Consider the following 23,683-nt stretch of genomic DNA (forward strand, 5'->3'; position numbering starts at 1 on the left):
CAAGGACTAAATGCCGGGCAGCACAAGCTCCGCCCGCAAGCCCCCGATTGGCGCGCTGCCGAGGGTCAGACGGCCGCCGTAGAGCGCGGCGAGGTCGACGACGATCGATAACCCAAGACCCGATCCCGGCTTGGACTCGTCGAGCCGCTGCCCCCTGCGCGAGACCTGCGCCCGTTCGGCCTCAGACAGGCCACGGCCGTCGTCATCGACGATGATCCGCAGGCGTGGCCCGGTATCGGCCTTGCCGGGCACGTCCACCAGCACCTCGATGAAGACGCGCGAGGCCGCCCATTTGCAGGCATTGTCGACGAGATTGCCGACCATCTCCTCCAGATCCTGCCGCTCACCGCGAAATTTCGCGGCGGGATCCGCCTTGGCTTCGACGACGATGCCGCGATCGCGATGGATCTTCTCCATGGTCCGGCGCAGCGCCTCGATGGCGGGCGCCACCTCCGTCACAGTCCCGACGATCGAGACCCTGGCCGCGATGCGGGCGCGCTCCAGATGATGGGCGAGCTGGTCGCGCATGACGTCGGCCTGCTCCATGACCTTCTCCGCGAACGGATCGGCAGCATGGGTGGTGGCCTCGTTGACGATCACCGAGAGCGGCGTCTTGATCGCGTGCGCGAGATTGCCGACATGGGTGCGCGCGCGCTCGACGATCTCGCGATTGGCGTCGATCAGCGCATTGGTCTCGCGCGCGAGCGGCGCGATCTCGACGGGGAATTCACCTTCCAGCCGCTCGGCACGCCCGGACCGGATGTCGGCGATTGCCTCGGAGATGCGCTTGAGGGGCGCAAGGCCGAAGCGAACCTGGAAGACCGTGGTGAGCAGGAGCACGATTCCGAGCGCCGTGAACGTGCCGCCGAGGTAATAGTCGAAGCTACGCGTCTCGTCGAAAATCTCGGTGGCATCGCCCGCGACGCTGACCAGGAACTTGCCGTCGGCGCCGAGATCGACGGGCCGCTCCACCATCCGCAAGGTCTGACCTTCCGGCCCATCGACATAGCCGAGCCGGATGCCGGCCGCGGTCAGCTCGACGCCCTGCTCCTCCAGCTTCGGCAGCTTCTTGTCCCACAGCGAGCGCGACGAGCGCACCTCCGGCTTTTCGGTGTCGGTGCGCGTGATCTGCCAGTACCAGCCCGACAGCGGCAGCTCGAACAGCGGCTCGCCGAGCGACTGGAATTGACGGTCCGGCGGCTCGTCGGGCGTGGCCACCTCGGCGATCAGCGTGCGCAGGTAGAGATTGAGCCGGCGGTCGAAGGCGCGCTCGGTGGCGTTCTTGTACACCGATGACAGCACGACGCCGGTGATGGCCAGGATCACCACCAGCCACGCCGTCGCCGACAGGAACAGGCGGTTGGCAAGCGAGCTAGCGCGCATTGGATGGATCCCAGCAGGCGCAGGACGGCAGGTGGTCGGAGACGGTCATAGGCGACCAAGACCCCGGTCGCGCCGCCCGGTCAAGTACCAGATCAAGTGCGAGATCAGATACCGGGTGCGGCCGGCGGGGTCAGGAGATAGCCGAGGCCACGGACGGTCTGGATGATATCGACGTCCAGCTTCTTGCGGATGCGGCCGACGAAAACCTCGATGGTGTTGGAGTCGCGGTCGAAATCCTGGTCGTAGAGATGCTCGACGAGCTCGGTGCGGGAGACCACGCGGCCGGCATGGTGCATCAGATATTGCAGCAGCCGGTACTCGTGCGAGGTCATTTTTACGGGGTTGCCGGAGACGGTCACCTTGTTGGTTCGGGTGTCCAGCGTGACCGGTCCGCAGGTCAACTCGCTCTGGGCGTGACCGGCCGATCGCCGCAGCAATGCACGGATACGCGCCAGCACCTCCTCGAGATGGAAGGGCTTTGCGACGTAGTCGTCGGCGCCGGCATCAAAGCCCTGGACCTTGTCGCTCCAGCGGTCGCGCGCGGTGAGGATCAGGACCGGCATGGAGCGGCCGTTGCGCCGCCAGGCCTCCAGCACCGAGATGCCGTCCTTCTTGGGCAGGCCGATATCGAGCACGACGGCGTCGTAGGGCTCGTTGTCGCCGAGATAGTGCCCCTCCTCCCCGTCGAAGGCGCGATCGACGACGTAGCCGGCGTCGGACAGCGCCTTGGTGAGCTGGCGATTGAGATCGGGGTCATCCTCAACAACAAGCAGGCGCACGCTTCTCTCCAGGAATAGTCCGAAAGGATGGACTGCGGAATCTACTGCCAAGATGATCAATCCCGGCGTGAACTGAATATGAACGCCGGGAACCGGCAAATGTTACTTTTTCGTCATGAAGCCGACACGACGGCGCCCGCCATGCGGCCGGGCAAGCCGGCCGCATGGCGGGCGCAATTTGCCGCTTTCTGCGGCGAGTCGGAAGCGCTGATCGCGCGTCCCGCGCGGCGCGCTCAGGTCCGGAAGAACACGAACCAGACGACGCCGAGGATCAGGATCGCAAGTCCGGTAGAGACGGTAAGCAACGCTGCGACCGACGGACCGGGCTCGCCCTGGCGCGCTTCGGTCGATGTCTCGATGATCTGATCGTCGCGTCTCGTAGCCATGGTAACCCTCAATTGCCGGGGTATCGCGTCCAAATGCCGCGACCTCCTCGCGGCCTCTTTCGTGATGTGCGGGGCAACGTCTGATCGCGAACGATGTTCCGGGCCGGGCTCGGCCAGAGGATCAGCGATTAACGCCGTTGCAAGATTCCATCCTGGGGCTTGCTATGATTCGCGGTTCCCGGGTGTTATCCTTGTCAGTTGTCCCTGTTGCGTTTGGAGTAGCCCATGGCCCCCCGTGCCAATTGGAAGGGTTTTCTGCGCCTCTCGCTCGTGACCTGCCCGGTCGCGCTCTATCCGGCCACTTCGGATACAGAGAAGGTCTCCTTCAACCAGATCAACCGGAAGACCGGCCACCGGATCAAGTACCTCAAGGTCGACGCCGAGACCGGCGACGAGGTCACCTCCGACGACATCGTCAAGGGCTACAAGGTCGATACCGATACCTACATCGAGGTCACCAAGGACGAACTCGACGACATCGCGCTGGAATCGACCCACACGATCGAGATCGATGAATTCGTGCCCAAGACCGACATCGACAACCGCTACCTGATCCGTCCCTATTATCTCGTGCCGGACGGCAAGGTCGGCCATGATGCCTATGCGGTGATCCGCGAGACCATCCGCAGCATGAACAAGGTCGCAATCGGTCGCGTGGTGCTGACCAATCGCGAGCACATCATCGCGCTCGAACCGCTCGACAGCGGCCTGATGGGCACGCTGCTGCGCTACCCCTACGAGGTGCGCAGCGAGACCGAGTATTTCGACGACATCCAGGACGTGAAGCTCACCAAGGACATGCTCGACCTCGCCAAGCACATCGTCGAGAAGAAGTCCGGCGCGTTCGAGCCCGAGCTGTTCGAGGATCACTACGAGACCGCGCTGATCGACCTGATCAACAAGAAGCGCAGCGGTGTTCCGCTCGCCGCCAAGGTCGCGCCGAAGACGGGCGGCAACGTCATCAACCTGATGGACGCGCTCAAGAAGAGCCTGGCGACCGAGAAGGAAGCCGCCCCCGCCGCCAAGGCCAACGGCAAGGCCAAGAAGCCGAAGAAGCGCGTCGAGGGTCAGCGCGAAATGCTGCTGCCGATCGCCGGCAAGGGCGGCAAGACCGCCGCCGCCAAGGAAGCGACGCCCAAGAAGGCCGACAAGCAGGCCGACAAGCCGGTGCGTGCGCCGGCGCGCGGCAGGAAGGCCGGATAGCGACACCACCTCCGGGCGACGCTGCAGTGATGTCCCTTCCCGCGTATCGCCCGGCCTGACATGCCCTGGTCGACGTCGTTCGACGAACCGATCCCCTTGTCCAACCGGCGCAAACTGCTCACGCTGCAAGAGGCGGCCGACTACATCATGCAACTGCCAGAGGACTCGCAGCACGAAGCCCACTGGCAGACCGCCATCGAGACCCTCATCAACGCGGCCGAGACCGGTGGCGGCTGGATGATGTTCGCCCGTATCGCCATGTTGCGGGCGCTGAACGCGGACGGCCACCGCGGATGAGCCCGCTCGCTTGCCGGCCCGTTGACGAACAGGCTCAATAAGCCGTTAAGCGGCGCCGTCGTTTTTCGCTACGACCTCGCGGCCTCACCGTCGCACGGGGTATTCCTACGGAAGAGAAAATTAATCGTCGATTGCCGCTCTGCGCAGCATGCTCGTGACACGCGACGACGCCTTGAGATGCGCGACGATACAACACAGCGCCTTCTCGTTTCCTTTACCATGCTCAGTCCCTGCGATGCAGCAACTTCTGCCAGCGTGGCACCGATTCAAATCCTCCTGAATTGGGTGAGGAAACCTTAATTTAATGGATGCCATCATATCAGGCAGCACGCGAGGTCGACCGAACCTGTTGTTTTGACGCGCACGAAAAACTTAATCGACCGATTTACCAGTTCGAAAACGACGTCCGCATAGATTAGACGGATCAATAGGAGTCGACGATGGCTTTGCTCAGGTCTTTCCTTGCCGATGAAAGTGGTGCCACCGCTATCGAGTACGGTCTGATCGCCGCCGGTATTGCGCTCGCAATCGTTACGGTTGTGAACAACACGGGCTCCGCGCTGCTCAACAACAAGTTCAACTCCATCAGCTCGGCGATGAAGTAACGGCAACAGCCGACCTGACGCGAACTCCCGACTTCCATTGATTGCAGGACGACGTCCGGCTCGACGCGAACCGTGACGCACCTCACCGCATCGTCGCGAGCTGCAACGCGAGCGCGCAGGCGCGGTCGTATTCGTCGAGATTGATCCATTCGTCGACCGTGTGCGCCTCGTTCTGGCCCGCGCCGAAGGTCACGGTCGGGATGCCATGGCGGACCATCCAGTTCGCGTCCAGGCCGCCATTGGCGGCGCGGACGGCCGGCGTCCCTCCAACCGCGGACACGGCTTCGATCGCACGTTTGACGACGGGTAGGCTCTCCTTCATGCGGAACGGATAATAATCGGTCTCGGCCTTGAATTTGACGCGGCCGGATTTGCCCTGCGCGTTCGTGACACGCTTTGCCGCCTTCTCGAACGCCGCCTTGTAGGCCTTGGTGATCTCCTTGAAAAACTTTCCATCATGGCTGCGGCTTTCGCCGCGCACGTGCACGTAGTCGGTGACGACGTTGGTCGCATCGCCCGCGGGGCGGCCCTCGCCGCCAGTGACGGGGCCGACATTGCTCGTGCCGTGCCGCTTGCCCTTCACCACCTTGCCGAACCAGCCGCCGGCCTTCACCTCGGCAAGCGCAAGCGCAAGGATCATGGTCGAAGAGATCCCGCGCTCCGGCGCGACGCCGGCATGCGAGGCGCGGCCGAAAATCTCGACATTCCAGCGATCCGCACCGACGGCGCCGATGGTGACGTTGGAGGCAGAGCCGCCGTCATAGTTGAAGGCCATGACCGGCGAGCCGAGCTCCTCCGTCTTGACGTGGCGCGCGCCATAGAGCCCGCTCTCCTCCCGCACGCAGAACAAGAGCGTGATCGGCGGATGATCAAGCTGCTGCTTCGCAAGCTCCGCCGCCAGCGTGACGAGAACGCCGCAGCCGCAGCGGTTGTCGCCGCCTAGCGCGGTCTTCGCCGTGTTGACGATCTTGCGCCCCGACCGCTTCGGCTTCGCGCCGGCACACAGCGGCACGGTGTCCATGTGGGTCATGAACATGATCCGCGGCTGGTTGTGCATCGCACCGCGGCCGGGCAGATCAACGATGAGATTACCGGTCTCCGTCGGCACCGGAATGCGCGTGTTGGCCTCGTCGAGACGGATCGCCCCTGCCGGCACGCCGCTGTCTCGCAGCGCCGCCGTAAGCTCGCGCCCGATCGCCGCCTCCTTTCCAGTCACGCCCTCGACGGCGAGAAAGCGCATGAGGCGGTCGGTGGCGGCCTGGGTGTCGACGGACATGAATGATTCCCTTGATGGACGGTGCCTGCAAGCATCCTTCGCAGCGGCCGCTTTCGCAAGGCTCCTCGCCGCAGTTCGCCCGGCGATTCCGACACCGCCCTCCGCCTCAAATGCAGAGGCTGAGCAGCTTGACGTGGCAGTCCTTGGATTTCGGTCCACTTGGGGGCGCAGCCTCACGTTTCACGGCGACGACGGGCTCCTTGTCCTTCTTGCCCTTCCCCGGCTTCGGCTCGTAATCGCCCGCGATCACCATGGCCCAGTAGGTTCGCTTGCCGCTGGCATTCCTGGCACTCGCGATCCCGACGCGGGAGGCATTGTGCAACAGGAGGTTCTTGCGGTGTCCGGAGGAGTCGATCCACTGTCCCAGCGTCTTCTCGAAATTGTCGTAACCATAGGCGATGTTCTCGGCAGCGCGCCCCGCATGCGCCGGCGCGACCCGCCTGGTGAACGAGCCGAGGACTTCGTGGCTGAGATCATCCTTGGCCGCCATGGCACGCGCCTGCTCCAGCGCAATGCGATCCAGCGTTGCATCGCGCACAACGCGGGCCTCGCCGTGCTTGAGGCGGAAGCCGGAGATCAGCTCGGCCGGCGACTCGGCGGCGATAACCGGCGCGGCTGCCAGCAGCACAAGGCCGGCCATGATTCCGCTGACCATACGACGTGTCGTCGTCCCCCAGGCGCCCATCGGTCTCCAAGCCCGCGCGATAATCCGCCGTTTCTCCACCGGCAATGTGGACGCTTCAAGGCGCGCCAAGCATCGCCTCCATGTGAGCGTGTAATGGCACGAGGCCCATACTTGCGCTAGCATCCGGGGAAAAGGCCGCACCGCGATAGTTGCAGCCGCTAAACGGTCGAGGAGCATCGTGATGGAATACCGACGCTTGGGTTTGTCAGGGCTGACCGTGCCGGCGCTCAGTCTTGGGACGGGCACCTTCGGCGGGGTTGGCCGCCTCGCTGCGTGGGGCACGACCGATGCGACCGAGGCACGGCGCCTTCTGGATATCTGCCTTGATGCCGGCGTGTCGATGTTCGACAGCGCCGACGTCTATTCGCTTGGCGAATCCGAGCGCGTGCTCGGCGAGGCCATCAAAGGTCGTCGCGACAAGGTTTTGATCTCGACCAAGGCAACGTTCCGGTTCGGCGATGGGCCCAATGACATCGGCTCATCGCGGCAGCATCTGCTCGCAGCGATCGACGGGTCGCTCAAGCGACTTGGCACCGACTATATCGACCTGTTCCAGCTCCATGGCTTCGACGCCTTTACGCCGCCCGAAGAGGTGCTTGCGACACTCGATGTGCTCGTGCGCGCAGGCAAGATCCGCTACGTCGGCGTCTCGAACTTCTCGGGCTGGCATCTGATGAAGTCCCTCGCCGTCGCCGACAAATACGGCTATCCGCGCTACGTCGCCAATCAAACCTATTATTCGCTGATCGGGCGCGACTACGAATGGGAGCTGATGCCGCTCGGCCTGGATCAAGGGGTCGGCGCCGTCGTCTGGTCGCCCCTCGGCTGGGGGCGTCTCACCGGAAAGATACGCCGGGGTCAGCCGAAGCCCGAGGTCAGCCGCTTGCCCAAGACCGCCGACTTCGGGCCGCCCGTGCCTGATGAGCACGTCTATCGTGTCGTGGACGCCATCGACGAGGTTGCCAGGGAAACCGGGAAAAGCGTGTCGCAAATTGCGTTGAACTGGCTGCTCCAGCGTCCGACGGTTTCGACCCTGATCATTGGTGCGCGCAACGAGGCGCAATTGCGCGAAAATCTCGGCGCGGTCGGCTGGTCATTGACCAAGGATCAGATCGAGCGGCTGGATGCAGCCAGCAAGGTGACGCTGCCCTATCCTTACTGGCACCAGCGGACGACCTTCACTGACCGCAATCCCCCGCCTGTCTGAAGCGGGTGAAATCGAGCGCCGGTGGATAGCGGCCGAGCGCGGCCGCCCTGCATGGCAGACCTACGGCTGCGCGCGAGCGCGCGCTTTACGCTTCCGCGAATTCCTGATCCTCTACCCGACAAACCGGCCGGATCAACCGGCCTGCCGATGGGAGAGACGCCATGAAGCTCGGCACTGCGATCGCGGAAATCATGAAGCGCGAGGGGATCGAGATCCTCTGCGGCTATCCCGTCAATCACCTGATCGAGCACGCGGCGAAGGCCGAGATCCGCCCCGTGATGGTGCGGCAGGAGCGTGTCGGGATCCACATGGCGGATGCGATCTCGCGCGTCACGTCGGGGCGCAGCATCGGCGCCTTCTGCATGCAGCATGGTCCAGGCGCGGAGAACGCCATGGGCGGCGTCGCGCAGTGCTTTGGCGAGTCCGTCCCCGTGCTGGTGCTGCCGATGGGCTATCAGCGCAGGCTCTCGCACATCGAGCCGAACTTCAACTCCAGCGAGGTGATGAAGGCGTTCGCCAAATCCTCCGAGCCGATCATCCTCGCCGCCGAAGTCTCCAACATCTTCCGCCGCGCCTTCACCAGGCTCAAGAATGGCCGCGGCGGTCCCGTCATCGTCGAGATCCCCTCGGACATGTGGAATGAGGAGGTGCCGGAACCCCTCAACTACGCGCCAGTGCTGCGCACCCGCTACGGCGCCGACCCCGTTCATGTGAAGGAGGCCGCGGCGCTTCTGATCAACGCCAAGCGTCCCGTGATCTATGCCGGCCAGGGCGTGCACTACGCGCAAGCGTGGCCACAACTGAAGCGGCTCGCCGAGCGTCTCGCGATCCCCGTCACCACCAGCCTTGGCGGCAAATCGTCGTTTCCGGAAACGCATCCGCTCTCGCTCGGCTCAGGCGGGCTCGCGGTGCCGCGCGCGGTTCCCAAGTTTCTTGCCGAGGCCGACATGATCTTCGGCATCGGCTGCTCCTTCACGGAGACCAGTTTTGGTATCGCGATGCCCAAGGGCAAGACCATTATTCATTCGACGCTCGATCCGAACCATCTCAACAAGGATGTCGAGGCAAAGGTTGGCCTCGTCGGCGATGCTGGCCTCGTGCTCGATGCGCTGATCGAGGAGATCGGCAGGACTGTGGTGTCAAACCGCGATGCGTCCGCGGTCGCGGCCGAGATCGCGGCGTCCCACAAGGAATGGCTCGCAAAGTGGATGCCGAAACTGACCAGCAACGACGCGCCGCTCAATCCCTATCGCGTGCTGTGGGATCTCCAGCACACCGTCGACATCCACAACACCATCATCACCCATGACGCCGGCAGCCCGCGCGACCAGCTCTCGCCGTTCTGGAGGGCGGTCGAGCCCCTCTCCTATCTCGGCTGGGGCAAGACCACCCAGCTCGGCTATGGCCTTGGGCTCGCGATGGGTGCCAAGCTCGCAAAGCCGGAAAAACTCTGCATCAATGTCTGGGGCGATGCGGCGATCGGTTTTACCGGCATGGATTTCGAGACCGCGGTGCGCGAGCGGATTCCGATCCTGTCGATCCTGCTCAACAACTTCTCGATGGCGATCGAATTGAAGGTGATGCCGATCTCGACCGAAAAATACCGCTCGACCGATATCTCCGGCGACTACGCCGCGATGGCGCGCGCCTTTGGTGGTTACGGCGAACGAGTGACGCGGCCCGAGGACATCGTGCCTGCGATCAGGCGCGGCATACAGAAGACAAAGGACGGCGTGCCGACCTTGCTGGAGTTCATCACCAGCAAGGAGACCGAAGTGGCGCGGCCGGGCACCTGAGCGACGCCAGCGGGGACACATGAGTGTCGGCGAACATCTCGCTTCGTTGATCCGGCGGCAGATGTTGTCGCTGTCGGGCGTCGGCCTCATGCTGGGCGCACTGTTCTTCGCGGCTTCACTCACGCCGACGCTCATTCCGCGCAGCTATCTCACGCAAGGCGCGCTGGCCGGCGCCTGCTTCGCGATCGGCTACGCAGCCGGCCTCCTCTGGCGCTGGCTGTGGCATTACCTTGAACTGCCCGAGCCCTCGGCGCGGGTGCGATCGACCGCCAACGCGCTGGTCGCTGCCGGCTGCCTGCTTGTCGTCATCATCTATCTCACGCGGGCCGCCGAGTGGCAGAACTCGATCCGCGCCGTCATGAATATGGCGCCGGTCGAAACCGCGCATCCGCTCAAGGTCTGCGCCATCGCGCTGCTCACATTCGTCGTGCTTCTGGCGCTGGGGCGGCTGTTCGTGCTTCTGGTTCGTTTTCTGGCCGCGCGCAAAAGTCGTGTCATTCCGAGAAAGATCGCAAACGTCCTTGGCGTAGCGGTGGCGGCGCTGCTGTTCTGGTCGATCGCCAACAATCTCCTCATCCGCACGGCGTTCCGCGCGCTGGATTCCTCCTTCCGCGAATTCGACGCCCTGCTCGAGCCGGAGCGGCCGCAGCCGACCGCGCCTGAGAAGACGGGAAGCACGGCATCGCTGGTGCAATGGAATGAGCTGGGGCGCGCGGGCCGCGAATTCGTGGCCTCAGGTCCAACCGCCGCCGAGATCAGTGCCTTCACCGGGAGCCCTGCGGAGGAACCCGTGCGCGTCTATGTCGGCCTCGGCGCCCGCGACACGGCGCAGGCGCGCGCGAGGCTGGCGCTCGACGAACTCAAGCGCCAGCACGGCTTTGAGCGCTCCATCCTGATCGTCATCACGCCGACCGGCACCGGCTGGATCGACCCCGCAGCGATGGGCACGGTCGAATATCTCCACCACGGCGATGTCGCCAGCGTCGCGATGCAGTATTCCTATCTCAACAGCCCGCTGTCCCTGCTGTTTCAGCCCGAATACGGCGCGGAAGCCGCGCGTGCACTGTTCTCGGAAGTTTATGGCTACTGGACGACCCTGCCGAGGGACAAGCGGCCAAAACTATACCTGCATGGCCTCAGCCTCGGCGCCATGAACTCGGAAAAATCCGCCGAGCTCTTCGAGACGATCGGCGATCCCATTGCGGGGGCGCTGTGGAGCGGGCCGCCGTTCGAGAGCCGCATCTGGCGCTCGATCACCGCGAATCGTAATCAGGGCTCGCCGGCCTGGCTGCCGGAATTTCGCGACGGCCGCTTCGTCCGTTTCATGAACCAGAACGGGCCGACGGTGCCGGCGGATGCGCCCTGGGGTGCGCTGCGCGTCGTCTATCTGCAGTATGCCAGCGACCCGATCGTGCTGTTCGACTACCACGATGCCTACCGAGCGCCAGCCTGGATGAAGGCGCCACGCGGTCCGGACGTTTCACCGGAGCTGCGCTGGTATCCCGTCGTGACAATGCTCCAGCTCGCCCTCGACATGGCGGTTGCGACCAACACGCCGATGGGCTTTGGCCATGTCTACGCGCCCGAGCACTACGTCGATGCCTGGGTCGCCGTCACCGATGTCCAGGACTGGTCCGCCGAGGCGCTCGCCCGGCTGAAGGACCATCTTGCGGCGGCAGCGAGGAAGGCAGCCGAGCGCAGCACTGATGACAATCCGTACGCCGATCGCGGCGGATGAGGCCGCCTACTCCGCCATATCGACGGGTTGCGCGGTCGCAGGCCCGGCCAGCGGCCGCTCCTCCATCAGGATCAGGCAGAGCGAGGCGAGCGCCATCATCGCGGCCGCGGCACCGAAAACGTAGCGGAACGCCATCATCATGTCGGCCGAGGGAATCGCGTTGATCGCACCATGATGCTCGCCGGCGAGCGGGATGTCGGCGCCGAGCGAGATCAACAGGATGGCCGCAAAGGCCGCGACCGTGAACGAGGACATCAGCGAGCGGAAAAAGTTCATTGCACCGGTGATGGTGCCGACCTGGGCTCGGGCGACCGAATTCTGCAGCGAGACCACGCAGACCGGGAAGGTCGTACCTAGCCCGAGCGCGAAGGCGGCCATCAAGACCAAGAGAGCCCACAGCGGCAGCGTGGAGAACGTGAGCCCCAGTCCGCACAGCGCGGCCCATGAGGTACCGACGACGGCGACGCGCTTATAGTGCTTCGCGCGCGCCATGGTGCGGCCGGCGATCGCCGCGCCGCAGGTCGAGACCGCCGCGAGCGGAATGAGCGCAAGTCCCGCCTCGCTGGCGCTGAGATGGTAGACCGACTCGTAATACAGCGGCAGCTGCACGGTAAGACCGGTCATCGCACCGAGCGCGCAGCCGCCGGCCGTGAGCGCGTAAGGCGCGACCGTTCCGCTGAGCAGCGGCAACGGCAGGAACGGCTCGTCCGCCCGCCGTGCGTGCCACACGAAGGTCACGGCGAGCGCGACCGCGGCGCCGATCATCGCAATCACGGTCGGCGAGAGCCAGGGGTAGCGGGTGCCGCCCCAGGTCAAGACCAGCATGAAGACAACCGCGGACGCCATCAGCAAGACGCCGCCGAACCAGTCGACCTTGCGCTTGCGATGGAAGACCGGGATCTTGCCCATCTTGGGCAGCAGCAGCGCGAGCGCAGCGGCTGCGAGCGGCAGGTTGATCCAGAAGATCATCGACCAGTGCAGATGCTCGGCGAACACACCGCCGATCACGGGACCGAGGATGCCGCCCACCATCCAGACGCTGGAGAAATAAGCCTGGTACTGGCCGCGCTCGCGCGGGCTGACCACGTCGGAGATCACGGTCTGCACCACCGGCATGATGCCGCCGCCGCCAAGCCCCTGGAGGCCGCGCGCCAAAATCAGCATCGGCATGTTGGGCGCGACCGCGCACAGGATCGAGCCCGCCACGAACAGGCTGAGCGAGGTGATGATCATGGCGCGGCGGCCGTAGATGTCGCTGAGCGTGCCGAACACCGGCGCCACGGCGGTGCCGGCCAGCAGATAGGCCGTGATCACCCAGGAAAGGTTGGAGACGTCGCGGAACTGGCGCCCGATGGTCGGCAGCGCGGTCGCCACGATGGTCTGGTCGAGCGCCGCCAGGAACATCGTCAACATCAGGCTGATGACGATGGCGCGGACCTCGTCCGTGGTCAGCGGCGCCGGCGGAGCGATGGAGGGGGCGTCGTCGACGCTCAAGACCTCGGTCGGAAGGCGGGACAGCTCTTCGGCGATGTCATCAGGCAATGGCCCGATATCGGCAGGTTGATGGCTCTGCCGTGCGAACTTGTTCATTTCGGACGTAGTTCTTGGTTGCGGCGCAACGCCGCGAGGGAATCGTTCTATGAATTGCAATGTACGCAGCAAATCCTCATCGAGGCAGGCACCTCGACGCATGGGAGCATCCCGTCCCCGGATCATCCCGAAGACGTGATCGGTTCGGAAGCAGGAACGGTCGTCAGGCCTTGTCAGTCTTTGGGCGGCCGCCTCAGCCGTGCCCGCTTCGGCAGCAGCGCCGGCCACTCGACGATGTGATCCTCGAGCTCCTCGTCCGGGATCTCGTCCTCGCTGCCCTCGACCCGGCCGCGCACGGAGACGCCCGCTTCATGCACGGTATTGGGATCGCCTGAGATCAGCGGGTGCCACCAATAGAGGTCGCGCCCTTCGGCGACGAGCTTGTAGCCACAGCTCGGCGGCAGCCAGTTCAGGGTTCGGACATTGGCCGGCGTCAGGCGCACGCAGTCCGGCACCTTCTCGGACCGATTCGGGTAGTCCTTGCAGGCGCAAGTGCCGGCATCGAGCAGCTTGCAGCCGACATGGGTGAAATAGATGTCCCCGGTGTCCTCGTCCTCGAGCTTGTTCAGGCAGCAGCGGCCGCAGCCGTCGCAAAGGCTTTCCCATTCAGCCTCCGACATCTGCTCCAACGTCTTGGTTTTCCAGAAGAATCCTTCCTGGCCTGAAGGTTGTTTGGGAGCTGCGGTCATAGCGTCTTCAACTGATTTCATAAGACAATCGGCCAAGCCATCTAGGGCGCGAGCCGATGGCGCTGCAAGCGGCGCCATCGACGTTCCGTAAAGATGCGGGGCCAATTAGGCCTGTCGTTCAAAATCGCGAGGTTGACCATTGGTTTATGGCCCCCGCTCGGCTAGAACAACCTGCGAGTCCCCCGAAGGACGCAATTGGGCGCCTTGGGTTTGCCGCAACAGTCCCGCAAGACGTCTCGATGCCGCCCCGGCCGGGTGCTTGAACGCTTTCGAACCGAGCCTCAAGGGTTCTAGGTGCGCCAGATCATACCACCGCATTGGAAGAGCAAGGCCCGGAATTTCTTCCTGGATCTCGACGCGCGCATCGATTCCTCGCTGTTCTCCTCGGCCAAGGGCATCCGCGAGCTCTATGAACGCTACTCGACCTTCATGGACCGCTTCTATGTCGGGCGGTGGAAGCGCTGGGTGTTCATCGAGCCGCTGTCGGAGGCCGCCACGCTCGGCCTCGGCGGGCTCGTGCTGCTGCTCACCCTTGCCATCCCCGCCTTCCGCGAGACGGCGGATGAAGACTGGCTGAAGAAGTCCGACCTCGCGGTGACCTTCCTCGACCGCTACGGCAACCCGATCGGCAGCCGCGGCATCAAGCACAACGACTCGATCCCGCTGGAAGACTTTCCGGACGTGCTGATCAAGGCGACGCTCGCCACCGAAGACCGCCGCTTCTACGACCATTTCGGCATCGACATCGCCGGCACCGCGCGCGCGCTCGTCACCAACGCCCAGGCCGGCGGCGTCCGCCAGGGCGGCTCCTCGATCACCCAGCAGCTCGCCAAGAACCTGTTCTTGAGCAACGAGCGCACCATCGAGCGCAAGATCAACGAGGCGTTCCTCGCGGTCTGGCTGGAATGGCGCCTGACCAAGAACGAGATTTTGAAGCTGTATCTGGACCGCGCCTATATGGGCGGCGGCACCTTTGGCGTCGACGGCGCGGCGCATTTCTACTTCAACAAGTCGGCGCGCGACGTGACGCTTGCGGAAGCCGCGATGCTCGCCGGCCTGTTCAAGGCGCCGACCAAATACGCCCCCCATATCAACCTGCCCGCGGCCCGCGCCCGCGCCAACGTGGTGCTCGACAACCTCGTCGATGCCGGCTTCATGACCGAGGGCCAGGTGTTCGGCGCCCGCCGCAACCCGGCCTTCGCGGTCGACCGCCGCGACGAGGCCTCGCCGAACTACTATCTCGACTACGCCTTCGACGAGATGCGCAAGCTCGTCGACACCTTCCCGAAATCCTACACCGAGCGCGTCTTCGTGGTCCGCACCGCGATCGACACCAACGTGCAGAAGGCTGCGGAAGACGCGATCGAGAACCAGCTTCGCCAGTTCGGCCGCGACTATCATGCGACGCAGGCCGCGACCGTGGTGTCGGACCTCGACGGCGGCATCCGCGCCATGGTCGGCGGCCGTGACTATGGCGCAAGCCAGTTCAACCGCGCGACCGACGCCTATCGGCAGCCCGGTTCCTCTTTCAAACCATATGTTTACACGACCGCCCTGCTAAACGGCTTCACGCCGAACTCGAAAGTGGTCGACGGCCCGGTCTGCATCGGGAACTGGTGTCCGCAGAACTATGGCCACTCCTATTCCGGATCGGTGACGCTGACGCAGGCGATCACCCGCTCAATCAACGTCGTGCCAGTGAAGCTCTCGATCGCGATTGGCGGCAAGGACGGTCCGAAGGCGGGCCGCGCCAAGATCGTTGAGGTCGCCCGCCGCTTCGGCATCAAGGCGCCGCTGCCCGACACGCCGTCGCTGCCGATCGGCTCGGACGAAGTCACCGTGGTCGAGCATGCGGTGGCCTATGCGACCTTCCCCAACCGCGGCAAGGCCGTGACTCCGCATTCGGTGCTGGAGGTGCGCACCGGAGCCGGTGACCTGGTCTGGCGCTGGGACCGCGACGGCCCGAAGCCGCGGCAGGCCATTCCGCCGAACATCGCTGCCGACATGGCCGGCATGATGAGCCACGTGGTCAGCGAAGGCACCGCGCGCCGCGCCGCGCTCGACGGCATTCCGACCGCGGGCAAGACCGGCACCACCAACGCCTATCGCGACGCCTGGTTCGTCGGCTACACCGGCAACTTCACCTGCGCGGTCTGGTACGGCAATGACGACTACTCGCCGACCAACCGCATGACCGGCGGCTCGCTGCCGGCCCAGACCTGGCACGACATCATGGTCGCGGCCCATCAGGGCGTGGAGGTCCGGGAGATTCCCGGCATCGGCATGGGCCAGAAACTGCCGCCGCAGCCGAAGGAGGCCAACGCGCAGGCCAGTGCGGCGCCAAAAGTGCTCGAGACCAAGCCCGGTCCGCCGCCGGTCCTGACCAAGCGCGGCGCAGATATTCTGGTGCGGGTGGAGAAGCTGCTCGACGATGCGGCCAAGACCGCGACCAAGACGACGTCCGACGACACCGCGAAGCCGGCCAAGCCCGCCTCGCCGTCGAGCGCGCTCGCCTTCCCGCAGAACTATGCGGCGGAGGAGAACGCGACCTCGTCCGGCCCGCGCAAGAACTGACCTGATCCCGTGCGGCTGATCATCATCACATTGACGGCCCTTCTGCTCGCGACCGTCGTCGGCGTCGGCGCGACCTGGATGACGACGACGCGCGGCACCGATATCGGCGCGCTCACCATCGGCGCCTGGACCGCGCGGCCGCGCACCGGCACGGCCGACGTCGACCCCTATTCGCGCGCCACCATCGTGCGCAACGGCGAGCTGCCGATCGGCACCGGCGACGGCGTGGCGTTCACCGCGACCACCGACGACAAGAAGAAGGCGCTCGACGGCCGCTGTGACATCGTGGTCTCCGGCGTGACCCCGCCGGCGCGGTTCTGGACGCTGACACTCTATGACCGCAAGGGTCATCTCGTCGCCAACTCGCTGCAGCGCTACGGCTTCACCAGCCAGGAGATCGTGCGGCAGTCGGACGGCACGTTCGAGATCCGCATTGCCTCGCGCTCCCGCTCCGGCAACTGGCTGCCGACCGGCGGCATCGAGCGTTACGCGCTGATGCTCCGCCTCTACGACACGCCCGTCGGCGTCGCCACCCGCACCCAGCGCGACGCGCCGATGCCACAGATCGCGACGGTGGGCTGCCCATGATCCGGCTCGCGTTCACGATATTGGCCGGCGTGCTGCTGGGCCTCATCGTTCACCTCGTCAGCGTGCTGGCGCTGCCGCGCATCGCGACCCAGGACGCCTATTCGCGGCTGACGCCGATGACCAAGGAAAACGCGGTCACGCAGCTTCCGCTCGCCGATCCCAACACCTCGCCGATGCCGTTCATGGACCCGGCCTTTGCCCTCGCGATCTGCCGCTACGATCTCTCCGGCGGCCCTTTGAAGCTGAAGGTGCCGGTGAGCCAGGCCTACACCTCGGTGTCGTTCTACACCCGCAACGAGATCGCCTATTACGCGATCAACGACCGCTCCGCCGGCAAGAAGGTCATCGAGCTCGATTTGATGACGGAAGCCCAGCACAACGCGCTGCCCGAGGACGAGGAGGTCACCGCGGCCGACCGCCTCATCATCGATTCCCCGAGCGCGACCGGTCTGATCGTCATGAAGGCGCTCGCCGCCGAGCCCGGCCTGATGCCGCAGGCGCAAACTTCGCTGGCCGCCGCCTCCTGCGCGCCGCAGACCGACGCCCCCGCCAAGGCCGAGGCCCCCCGCGGCCGGCGCTGAGCGGCCGTTTCACGCGCTGACCAAATTCTGGAAAACAACCCCATGCAAAGTAGCCGAGGGCCGGATGGCTGGCCGGTTATGCTCACTTTGAGTTTTGTCGTTCTTGGCCATAGCAGGCCTCAGAAGCTAACCAAATGAGCTCGAACCAAACTTGCCGAGCGAGCAAGTTAAATGCTACCGTTTGTAGCATACATGCGATCTGTGGTGTCGTGAAAGCTAGATTTGAAACCGACGGCCTACATCGGAAAGCCGTTCAGATTGAAGGGCACTATGAAGATGTGCTCTCGATGGCTTTCGTGATCGCTCCCTCCGGCTAACGTTTATTCATGCCGCTCACTAATCGGATACGAACTTATGATCCGAGGTGGCCACAACAATATGCGAGTGAAGCGACACGCCTGCGACCTTGTTTTAGGACCCGTCTTACTGGAGATTCATCATGTCGGGAGCACAGCCGTACCCGAGTTAGCCGCGAAAGATGAAATTGACATACTTGCGGTCGTCAATCTCACCGGCTCGGTGGAGCAATGGAAACAATCCTTGGAAGAACTTGGTTACCGCCGTGGAGGCGATTTGTCCTCCCGCCACAGTTTCTTCAAACGCGACGTCGGTAGGGTTCGTACGCACAAGCTTCATATCTGCCATGAAGGTCATCCGCAGATCGTCAGAATGCTGAGGTTTCGAGACCACCTGCGACGGCACTCAGCAGACCGCATGAGATACCAAGAACTGAAATTTCGATTGGAGCGAGAGAATACTGGGGGCATTCAAGAATATCTCGCCGCCAAAGAGCCGTTCATCGACGCCATCCTCGCCGACCTCGAAGGAGCATGACGGACCTGTCGATGCCGCGACGTTATTTCTGCCCCCGTCGGCAACCTCCAACGACCTCCACTATTGTGCCCTGATGCGCGCCGCATCGGCACCTCTCCTCGACGGGATCATTGCTGTTATTTGACTGAAGCCGGTCGGGGCTAAGCGGCCTGGTGCCCCCGACCAACGTCGCGGTGCTGCATGTCGCGACTTCCATTCCACACTTTCAGCGCGTTCGCCGGGCTCAGCAACGCGGTCGGCTGTTGCGCAAGGTTGGCCACTTCCAAGAACTTGGTCGCCAGCGCCGCGTCACGATGCGCCGCGCGGTAAAACTTCCCTATGTACCAGTTGACAAAGCGCACCTGCGCCGTCCGCTTGCCCTCAACACGCGGGTTTTGCAAATCACTGCCCACGGCAATTTGCCAGGGAGCTTCAATGAACCGACTGGCCATCTGGAAGAATCGATGAGCAAGGCCTTGTGTTCCTTTTGCCAAACACTCGCGCAAGGCCAGCGATTCCAGACAGGCAACCGTCATTCCCTGACCATAGACAGGATCGAAGCTGCACAAGGCGTCGCCATACACCAGATAGCCTTCTGGGAAGCGAGCCAGTTTCTCGTAGTGCCGTCGTACGTTCGAAATAAACTTGTATGTCGCAAGCGGAGTGAGCGGTTCTGCATTCTGGATCACATTGAATATTTCCGGCTTTTGCAAGCTACGTGCAAATTCAAGGAAACCAGCGTCATCCGCTGGTACTTGATCGCCCATGTAACCGCCTAATGTCACGGTCCAACGTTCGCCCTCCTGTGGCAAAAGGGCACCAAAGCGAAAATCAGGCAAGCACGCTCCCATAAGAACGAACTTCCTACCATACAAAAAATTCTCCATATGTTCGGGTTTGAGACGATAGAAGCGAGTGACATAGCCAAGATTGACAGTCACCTGCTCCTCTGGCGGCTTTTCGAAACCAAACGTGTTAAGCCATGTCGGGCTTGATGACCCGCGACCACTGGTATCAACCACGAGATCGGCTTCTATTGTTTCCCTGTCATCTGAACCATCTTTTGATCGGACGCGAACGCCAGTCACGCGGCTTGACTGGCGATCAAACAACGGCTCCACGACGTCACGTCGCTCCCGCAACCGAATATTGGGTAGTTGAACGAGCCGCCGTCGTACGAAGCTCTCCAGCGTCGGTCGGCTCACCCCGAGCGCGACCATCTTGCTGGGGGTGTTGTGAAGATAGCCGCCGTAGTTGAACCAAAGGCCATCGTTGACCATGTCCGCAGGTACTGCTCCCTGCGCAATGATTCCCTCGGTAAAGCCGGGAAACGATTGCTCGAGTACCTCGCGCCCGCGGGCAAGCAATCCGTGGGTATGCCGTCCTTGCGGTGCGCCTTTGCGAGGATCAGGCGAATCCGGCAGCGCATCACGCTCAAGTACCGTAACTTCGTCGAAATGATCCGCCAAAGCGCGAGCGGCCAGAAGACCACCCATTCCCGCGCCCACAACGATCGCGTGCTTGCCAACGTGCGCCATCGACCCCTCCCAGCACTTTACTTAACCGCAGGACGAAGCAGGACAGTCGTTGAACATTCACCGGGTACTATCGATTGCGCCCGGTTCAACATCATCGCGCCTTTCGGCACCACCAGCAAGGCTGCACGGGAGCGGAGGCCGCCGGCTCATGTCCAGCGGCCTCCGCGTTCAACCTGGTTCGCTGTGCAACGTCCCGACTAGATATCGATGCTGACGGCGATGTTACGGCCCTGTAGTTCGGAAATCTTCAGTCCGTCAGCCATCACCTGCGCGAATTCTGGGTCCTTTGCCACGGCCTCCTGCACCTTGCCGTAGACTTCCCAACTGGAATAGCGCGTCGTCACCAGCAACTCTCCTGCCCAGTGGCCCGTGTGGAAACGGGACAGCCGAAGAAATTCGGCACCGTGTTTTTCGAAGATCTTCTTCGCCTGCCTGACAATCTTGGTCATTTCCTCAGGCTTGTCGGTCTTAAAACGGGTAAATTGCACGATCGGCATGGGACTACCTCCATTGTGATGTGAAAGATCCAAGAGGCATGTATCGAGCGAGGTTTGAGGAACGAATCTCAACGCAATCTCGATGAACGTTTGTCTTCATCGACTTGTTGTTGGTTCAGGCTTGGCAAGCGGCAACAACTCTGCCCTTTCGCGGCGGATGGGCTCGCATCGTCACTGGCTGAAGCACGTGGGCTGATTTCAAGACCTGCCGGCGCCACAGGCAAGGTGCGCACGAACACGAAGCGGGAGGTCAGGGGTATTTCCGCATCGGCGCGACCGTCCTGGCCGATGAGGATGAGGCCTGCTCCGCCATTTGCCACGGTCAGGATGACTGCTTCACCTGTCCATGTCCGGATCGGCTCCATTCCTATGATGAGAAACTCACCGATGGGCTGGTCCAAATATTGAAGCCTGAGCTGCGGCGCGATTTCAGCCGGCGCAAGGCCGAAGCCCAGTTGCTGCGCGAGCGCGTAGATTTTCCGTAGCGACGCCGTCTCGCCCTGAAAGCCCAGTTCGGCGGCCGACACCGTCAGAAGCTCCACCGCCACTTTCGTGCCGCTGACGGTAAAGGCCGGCCGAGCAAGAGCCGCCGCAGCCGAGTCGCCGACGCCGCAACCGATCGCACTCATGGCATTGAGAAGAGCGAACGAATTCGAGAATGTCCCGATTGTTATCGTCTTCCACACCGCAACATCCGAAGCGGACGTCACCGGGCTCTGCGGCTTCGGGACAGCGGGAGCCGTCTTGAGCGTCAACTGTCTCTGCAACACATCGCGTGCGGTGCATTGGGCCTTGGCGTCGTTCGTGGGCCCGAGGATGCACGCCGTGCAGAGCGACAACACGGCAAGCGAGGTGCCGGCGCGTCGGGCAGATGCGATGGTCTGCAGCAACCATGTACCGCCCATCAGCGCAATCAGGCCCCTCATGATGACCTCCCCCGCAACGCGAGATCGGCATGCGGCGATGCTGTTCTTGTTCGACGTGTTCGGAGGATGCCAGCATGTCCTCCGGAACACTTTACAAGCGGCTTTCTTTTTTCTTACCGTTACCTTCTAACCCGATCCATGGTGCCATCTTACCTGGAGGGGCAGCATTTGTTTTATTCATTCGCGGACTGCACTCTCAACACGGATCAGCGTGAGCTCCGCCGTAACGGCGACCTCGTTGTCGTCGCGCCGCAAGTCTTCGATCTTCTCGCGTACCTGATCTGCAATCGCGAACACGTGGTCAGCAAGGACGACCTCATCGCTGCGATCTGGAAGGGGCGGGTCGTTTCGGACTCGGCGCTGACGACCCGCATCAATGGGGTCCGATGCGCGATCGGTGACAGCGGCGAGGAGCAGCGGCTTATCAGGACGCTACCGCGCAAGGGCGTCCGCTTCGTCGGGGTCGTGCACGAAGAGCGAGAGCCTGCGCATGTGATTGCCGGGTCTTGGGATCGGCCGGAACAGACGCTACCTTATCCGGAGCGGATCTCGATTGCCGTACTGCCGTTCAACAACATGAGCGGCGATCCCGAGCAGGAATACTTCGCGGACGGCATGGTCGAGGAAATCACGACAGCGCTTTCGCGGTTCCATTGGCTGTTCGTGATCGCTCGCAATTCGAGCTTCGCCTTCAAAGGCAAGGCGATCGACATCAAGGAAGTCGGACGCAGGCTCGGCGTGCGCTATGTCCTCGAGGGCTCCGTGCGCAAGGCGTCCGGAAAAGTTCGCATAGCAGGACAATTGATCGACGCGGCAACGGGCGCGCATGTCTGGGCGGATAGCTTCGAGCGAGACCTGAGCGATATTTTCGTACTTCAGGATGAGATAACGACCGCGGTCGTCTGCGCGATCCTGCCAACATTGCTTCGAACGGAAATTGCAGCGGCAACTCGGCGGCGGCCGGAAAACCTCACCGCCTATGACCTTCAACTCCGAGCCATGGCTCAGTATTCCCAGGCGACCCGCAAGGGTGTGGCCGAGGCGATCAGGCTGGCCAATCGCGCCCTCGAGCTCGATCCCGGGTTCGGCTTTGTCGCGGCGCTGGCGGGTCTCTGTCACATGGTCAAGGTACTATGGGGCTTCTCGACTGACCCTCAATCCGACAGGAATGAAGCAGTGCGGTTTGTGCACCTCGCGTCAAGGATCGATGATGGTGATCCGCAGACGCTGGCAACGTCCGCGTTGGTCTTGGCGTTCATGGTCGGCGATTTCGAACGTAGTATCGAGATGGTCGACCGGGCGGTCGCGCTCAACCCCAATTCATACTGGCTATGGCTCGACAGAGGCTGGGTCTATCACACCGCGGGGGCTCCGGAGGAAGCGATCCGCAGCTTCGAACATGCAACGCGCCTGAGCCCGATCGACCCGATGCTGGACCGGTTATCGGTTGGCATGGGGATGGCCTTTATCGAGCTTCGTCGCTTTGACGAGGCCATCGCCGCGGGCAAGAAGGCTTTCCGGTTCAACCCCTCTCTTTCGGCGACTTACTGGTGTCTGGCGTCTGCTTTTGCCCATCTCGGACGTGATGCAGAAGCGCATGAGGCTGCGGGCCGTCTGCTCGAGCTTGATCCCGCCTTCACGATATCCACGTGGATGGCTCGAGGTGGACAGACCAACGCAAGGCTGGCGATCGAAGGTCTCCGCAAGGCGGGGCTACCCGAGTGAACTGCGCTCGTTTGCTCTTACGGATTGGTGCAGCCGGCCCCTACCCGAGGATCCCCTTCAATCCCGCATAGATCGAGCCGACCGCCGTGGCGGCGACGCCCACGAGCGGGCCGACAGTCTGCATGAGGTCCTGGATCAGGCGCGCCCTGCGGCGCAGTTGCTCCTCGCCGACATGCTGGCCGAGAAGGCGCGCCATCCTGAAGGCGAAGGCGTTGGGCTTGCCGCCTTGCGTCAGCACCCGCGGCAGCACCTGGAAGATCACGACACCGAGGATGTTGCCGGACAGGAAGGCGAGCAGGATGCTCGCGCCATATTCGAAGACCTCGCGCCACTCGACCCAGACTTCGGGAAGGATCGGGACGCGGTCGTGGATGCCGGTCACCGTCAGCATCAGCTGGATGCTGAGGGCCGCACACAGCACGCCCAGCACCAGCGCACCGATCAGGGAGATCCGGTGCAGCGGATAAGCGATGAGGCCGAACAGCAGGGGTATGACGATCGACGCCAGCCGCAGCGGCAGCGGCGAGATGTTGAAGGTGATGGTAACGAGGACGTGCGCGGCCACCAGCAGCAGCGCGGGAATTGCGACATAGAGAACCGCGTGGGTCGCAAAATACCGCAGCGGATTGTTGTAACGCTCGAGCCGGGCGCCGACCCGGTCGAGATCGCGCCTGAGCCGGTCGAGGTCAGCGACGATCTCGTCGATCTCGGCGAGCATGGGACGCACGACACGAAGATCGCGCGAGCAGTGCTTGCACGCGATGGCCTCATCCTTGATGGTTTCGGCGCAGAACGGGCACTCCATCG

The 23,683-nt window shown here is 63.3% G+C and carries 22 protein-coding genes and 1 pseudogene; 12 read left to right on the forward strand and 11 right to left on the reverse strand.

The window, feature by feature from the left end; translation table 11 throughout:
* Nucleotides 1–6: 6 nt before the first annotated feature.
* From YUU_RS0104380 to YUU_RS60085, 3 genes are all read right to left on the reverse strand, one after another.
* Nucleotides 7–1,383 (reverse strand): sensor histidine kinase, encoded by a 1,377-nt coding sequence (locus tag YUU_RS0104380; protein WP_027521273.1) that lies wholly within the window; start codon nt 1,381–1,383, stop codon nt 7–9.
* Nucleotides 1,384–1,487: 104 nt separating this feature from the next.
* Nucleotides 1,488–2,162: a response regulator transcription factor gene (locus tag YUU_RS0104385; protein ID WP_027521274.1), complete on the reverse strand. Its 675-nt coding sequence runs from the start codon at nt 2,160–2,162 to the stop codon at nt 1,488–1,490.
* A gap of 233 nt (nt 2,163–2,395) precedes the next feature.
* On the reverse strand, nt 2,396–2,548 hold the full coding sequence (locus YUU_RS60085) for a hypothetical protein (RefSeq protein WP_198031695.1): 153 nt from the start codon (nt 2,546–2,548) through the stop codon (nt 2,396–2,398).
* Between the two features lie 225 nt (nt 2,549–2,773).
* On the opposite strand from YUU_RS60085, the gene YUU_RS0104395 reads away from it, so the two are divergent.
* From YUU_RS0104395 to YUU_RS0104405, 3 genes are all read left to right on the forward strand, one after another.
* On the forward strand, nt 2,774–3,751 hold the full coding sequence (locus tag YUU_RS0104395; RefSeq protein WP_027521276.1) for a Ku protein: 978 nt from the start codon (nt 2,774–2,776) through the stop codon (nt 3,749–3,751).
* A gap of 60 nt (nt 3,752–3,811) precedes the next feature.
* The gene (locus YUU_RS0104400) at nt 3,812–4,048 is read left to right on the forward strand and encodes a hypothetical protein (RefSeq protein WP_027521277.1); all 237 of its coding nucleotides are present in this window, start codon (nt 3,812–3,814) and stop codon (nt 4,046–4,048) included.
* 440 nt (nt 4,049–4,488) lie between these two features.
* On the forward strand, nt 4,489–4,653 hold the full coding sequence (locus YUU_RS0104405; protein WP_027521278.1) for a Flp family type IVb pilin: 165 nt from the start codon (nt 4,489–4,491) through the stop codon (nt 4,651–4,653).
* Between the two features lie 82 nt (nt 4,654–4,735).
* Here YUU_RS0104405 and YUU_RS0104410 read toward each other — a convergent pair whose 3' ends face one another.
* Nucleotides 4,736–5,929, reverse strand: coding sequence for a M20/M25/M40 family metallo-hydrolase (locus tag YUU_RS0104410; RefSeq protein ID WP_027521279.1), 1,194 nt, complete (start codon nt 5,927–5,929; stop codon nt 4,736–4,738).
* Between the two features lie 106 nt (nt 5,930–6,035).
* Nucleotides 6,036–6,614, reverse strand: coding sequence for a CAP domain-containing protein (locus tag YUU_RS0104415; RefSeq protein WP_027521280.1), 579 nt, complete (start codon nt 6,612–6,614; stop codon nt 6,036–6,038).
* A gap of 181 nt (nt 6,615–6,795) precedes the next feature.
* Here YUU_RS0104415 and YUU_RS0104420 point away from each other — a divergent pair, with 181 nt between their 5' ends.
* The 3 genes from YUU_RS0104420 to YUU_RS0104430 all read left to right on the forward strand — a co-directional run bounded on the left by YUU_RS0104420 (nt 6,796) and on the right by YUU_RS0104430 (nt 11,355).
* The gene (locus YUU_RS0104420; RefSeq protein WP_027521281.1) at nt 6,796–7,821 is read left to right on the forward strand and encodes an aldo/keto reductase; all 1,026 of its coding nucleotides are present in this window, start codon (nt 6,796–6,798) and stop codon (nt 7,819–7,821) included.
* 161 nt (nt 7,822–7,982) lie between these two features.
* On the forward strand, nt 7,983–9,617 hold the full coding sequence (locus YUU_RS0104425; RefSeq protein WP_027521282.1) for a thiamine pyrophosphate-requiring protein: 1,635 nt from the start codon (nt 7,983–7,985) through the stop codon (nt 9,615–9,617).
* Between the two features lie 19 nt (nt 9,618–9,636).
* Nucleotides 9,637–11,355: an alpha/beta-hydrolase family protein gene (locus YUU_RS0104430; RefSeq protein WP_027521283.1), complete on the forward strand. Its 1,719-nt coding sequence runs from the start codon at nt 9,637–9,639 to the stop codon at nt 11,353–11,355.
* 6 nt (nt 11,356–11,361) lie between these two features.
* Here YUU_RS0104430 and YUU_RS0104435 read toward each other — a convergent pair whose 3' ends face one another.
* Both YUU_RS0104435 and YUU_RS0104440 read right to left on the reverse strand, forming a co-directional pair.
* Nucleotides 11,362–12,945, reverse strand: a complete 1,584-nt coding sequence (locus tag YUU_RS0104435) for an MDR family MFS transporter (RefSeq protein ID WP_027521284.1) — start codon at nt 12,943–12,945, stop codon at nt 11,362–11,364.
* A 173-nt stretch (nt 12,946–13,118) separates the two neighbouring features.
* The gene (locus YUU_RS0104440; protein WP_027521285.1) at nt 13,119–13,634 is read right to left on the reverse strand and encodes a YcgN family cysteine cluster protein; all 516 of its coding nucleotides are present in this window, start codon (nt 13,632–13,634) and stop codon (nt 13,119–13,121) included.
* A 294-nt stretch (nt 13,635–13,928) separates the two neighbouring features.
* Here YUU_RS0104440 and YUU_RS0104445 point away from each other — a divergent pair, with 294 nt between their 5' ends.
* The 4 genes from YUU_RS0104445 to YUU_RS50025 all read left to right on the forward strand — a co-directional run bounded on the left by YUU_RS0104445 (nt 13,929) and on the right by YUU_RS50025 (nt 18,211).
* Entirely contained in the window at nt 13,929–16,208 is a 2,280-nt protein-coding gene (locus tag YUU_RS0104445; RefSeq protein ID WP_027521286.1) for a transglycosylase domain-containing protein, read from the forward strand.
* 9 nt (nt 16,209–16,217) lie between these two features.
* Entirely contained in the window at nt 16,218–16,796 is a 579-nt protein-coding gene (locus YUU_RS0104450) for a DUF1214 domain-containing protein (protein WP_027521287.1), read from the forward strand.
* Complete coding sequence (locus tag YUU_RS0104455; RefSeq protein ID WP_027521288.1) at nt 16,793–17,377, forward strand: DUF1254 domain-containing protein; 585 nt, start codon at nt 16,793–16,795, stop codon at nt 17,375–17,377. The genes YUU_RS0104450 and YUU_RS0104455 overlap by 4 nt, the downstream gene beginning before the upstream one ends.
* Nucleotides 17,378–17,731: 354 nt before the next feature.
* Nucleotides 17,732–18,211, forward strand: coding sequence for a GrpB family protein (locus YUU_RS50025; RefSeq protein ID WP_245287944.1), 480 nt, complete (start codon nt 17,732–17,734; stop codon nt 18,209–18,211).
* A 140-nt stretch (nt 18,212–18,351) separates the two neighbouring features.
* Here the strand turns inward: YUU_RS50025 and YUU_RS50030 are convergent, their stop codons facing one another.
* The 3 genes from YUU_RS50030 to YUU_RS50035 all read right to left on the reverse strand — a co-directional run bounded on the left by YUU_RS50030 (nt 18,352) and on the right by YUU_RS50035 (nt 21,151).
* Nucleotides 18,352–19,728 carry an NAD(P)/FAD-dependent oxidoreductase gene (locus tag YUU_RS50030; protein ID WP_051389608.1) on the reverse strand — a complete coding sequence of 459 codons (1,377 nt, stop codon included), beginning with the start codon at nt 19,726–19,728 and terminating at the stop codon, nt 18,352–18,354.
* A gap of 197 nt (nt 19,729–19,925) precedes the next feature.
* Entirely contained in the window at nt 19,926–20,225 is a 300-nt protein-coding gene (locus YUU_RS0104475) for a hypothetical protein (RefSeq protein WP_027521290.1), read from the reverse strand.
* Nucleotides 20,226–20,293: 68 nt separating this feature from the next.
* On the reverse strand, nt 20,294–21,151 hold the full coding sequence (locus YUU_RS50035; protein ID WP_245287945.1) for a hypothetical protein: 858 nt from the start codon (nt 21,149–21,151) through the stop codon (nt 20,294–20,296).
* A gap of 297 nt (nt 21,152–21,448) precedes the next feature.
* On the opposite strand from YUU_RS50035, the pseudogene YUU_RS61025 reads away from it, so the two are divergent.
* Nucleotides 21,449–21,544: pseudogene (locus YUU_RS61025) on the forward strand (hypothetical protein); the annotation flags it as partial.
* A 183-nt stretch (nt 21,545–21,727) separates the two neighbouring features.
* Nucleotides 21,728–22,876, forward strand: a complete 1,149-nt coding sequence (locus YUU_RS0104490) for a tetratricopeptide repeat protein (RefSeq protein WP_245287952.1) — start codon at nt 21,728–21,730, stop codon at nt 22,874–22,876.
* A 40-nt stretch (nt 22,877–22,916) separates the two neighbouring features.
* On the opposite strand, the gene YUU_RS0104495 is transcribed toward YUU_RS0104490, so the two are convergent.
* Entirely contained in the window at nt 22,917–23,681 is a 765-nt protein-coding gene (locus YUU_RS0104495; protein ID WP_027521292.1) for a hypothetical protein, read from the reverse strand.
* Between the last annotated feature and the right edge of the window lie 2 nt (nt 23,682–23,683).

The organism is Bradyrhizobium sp. Ec3.3 (assembly GCF_000472925.1).
In the GTDB taxonomy this organism is placed as follows: domain Bacteria; phylum Pseudomonadota; class Alphaproteobacteria; order Rhizobiales; family Xanthobacteraceae; genus Bradyrhizobium.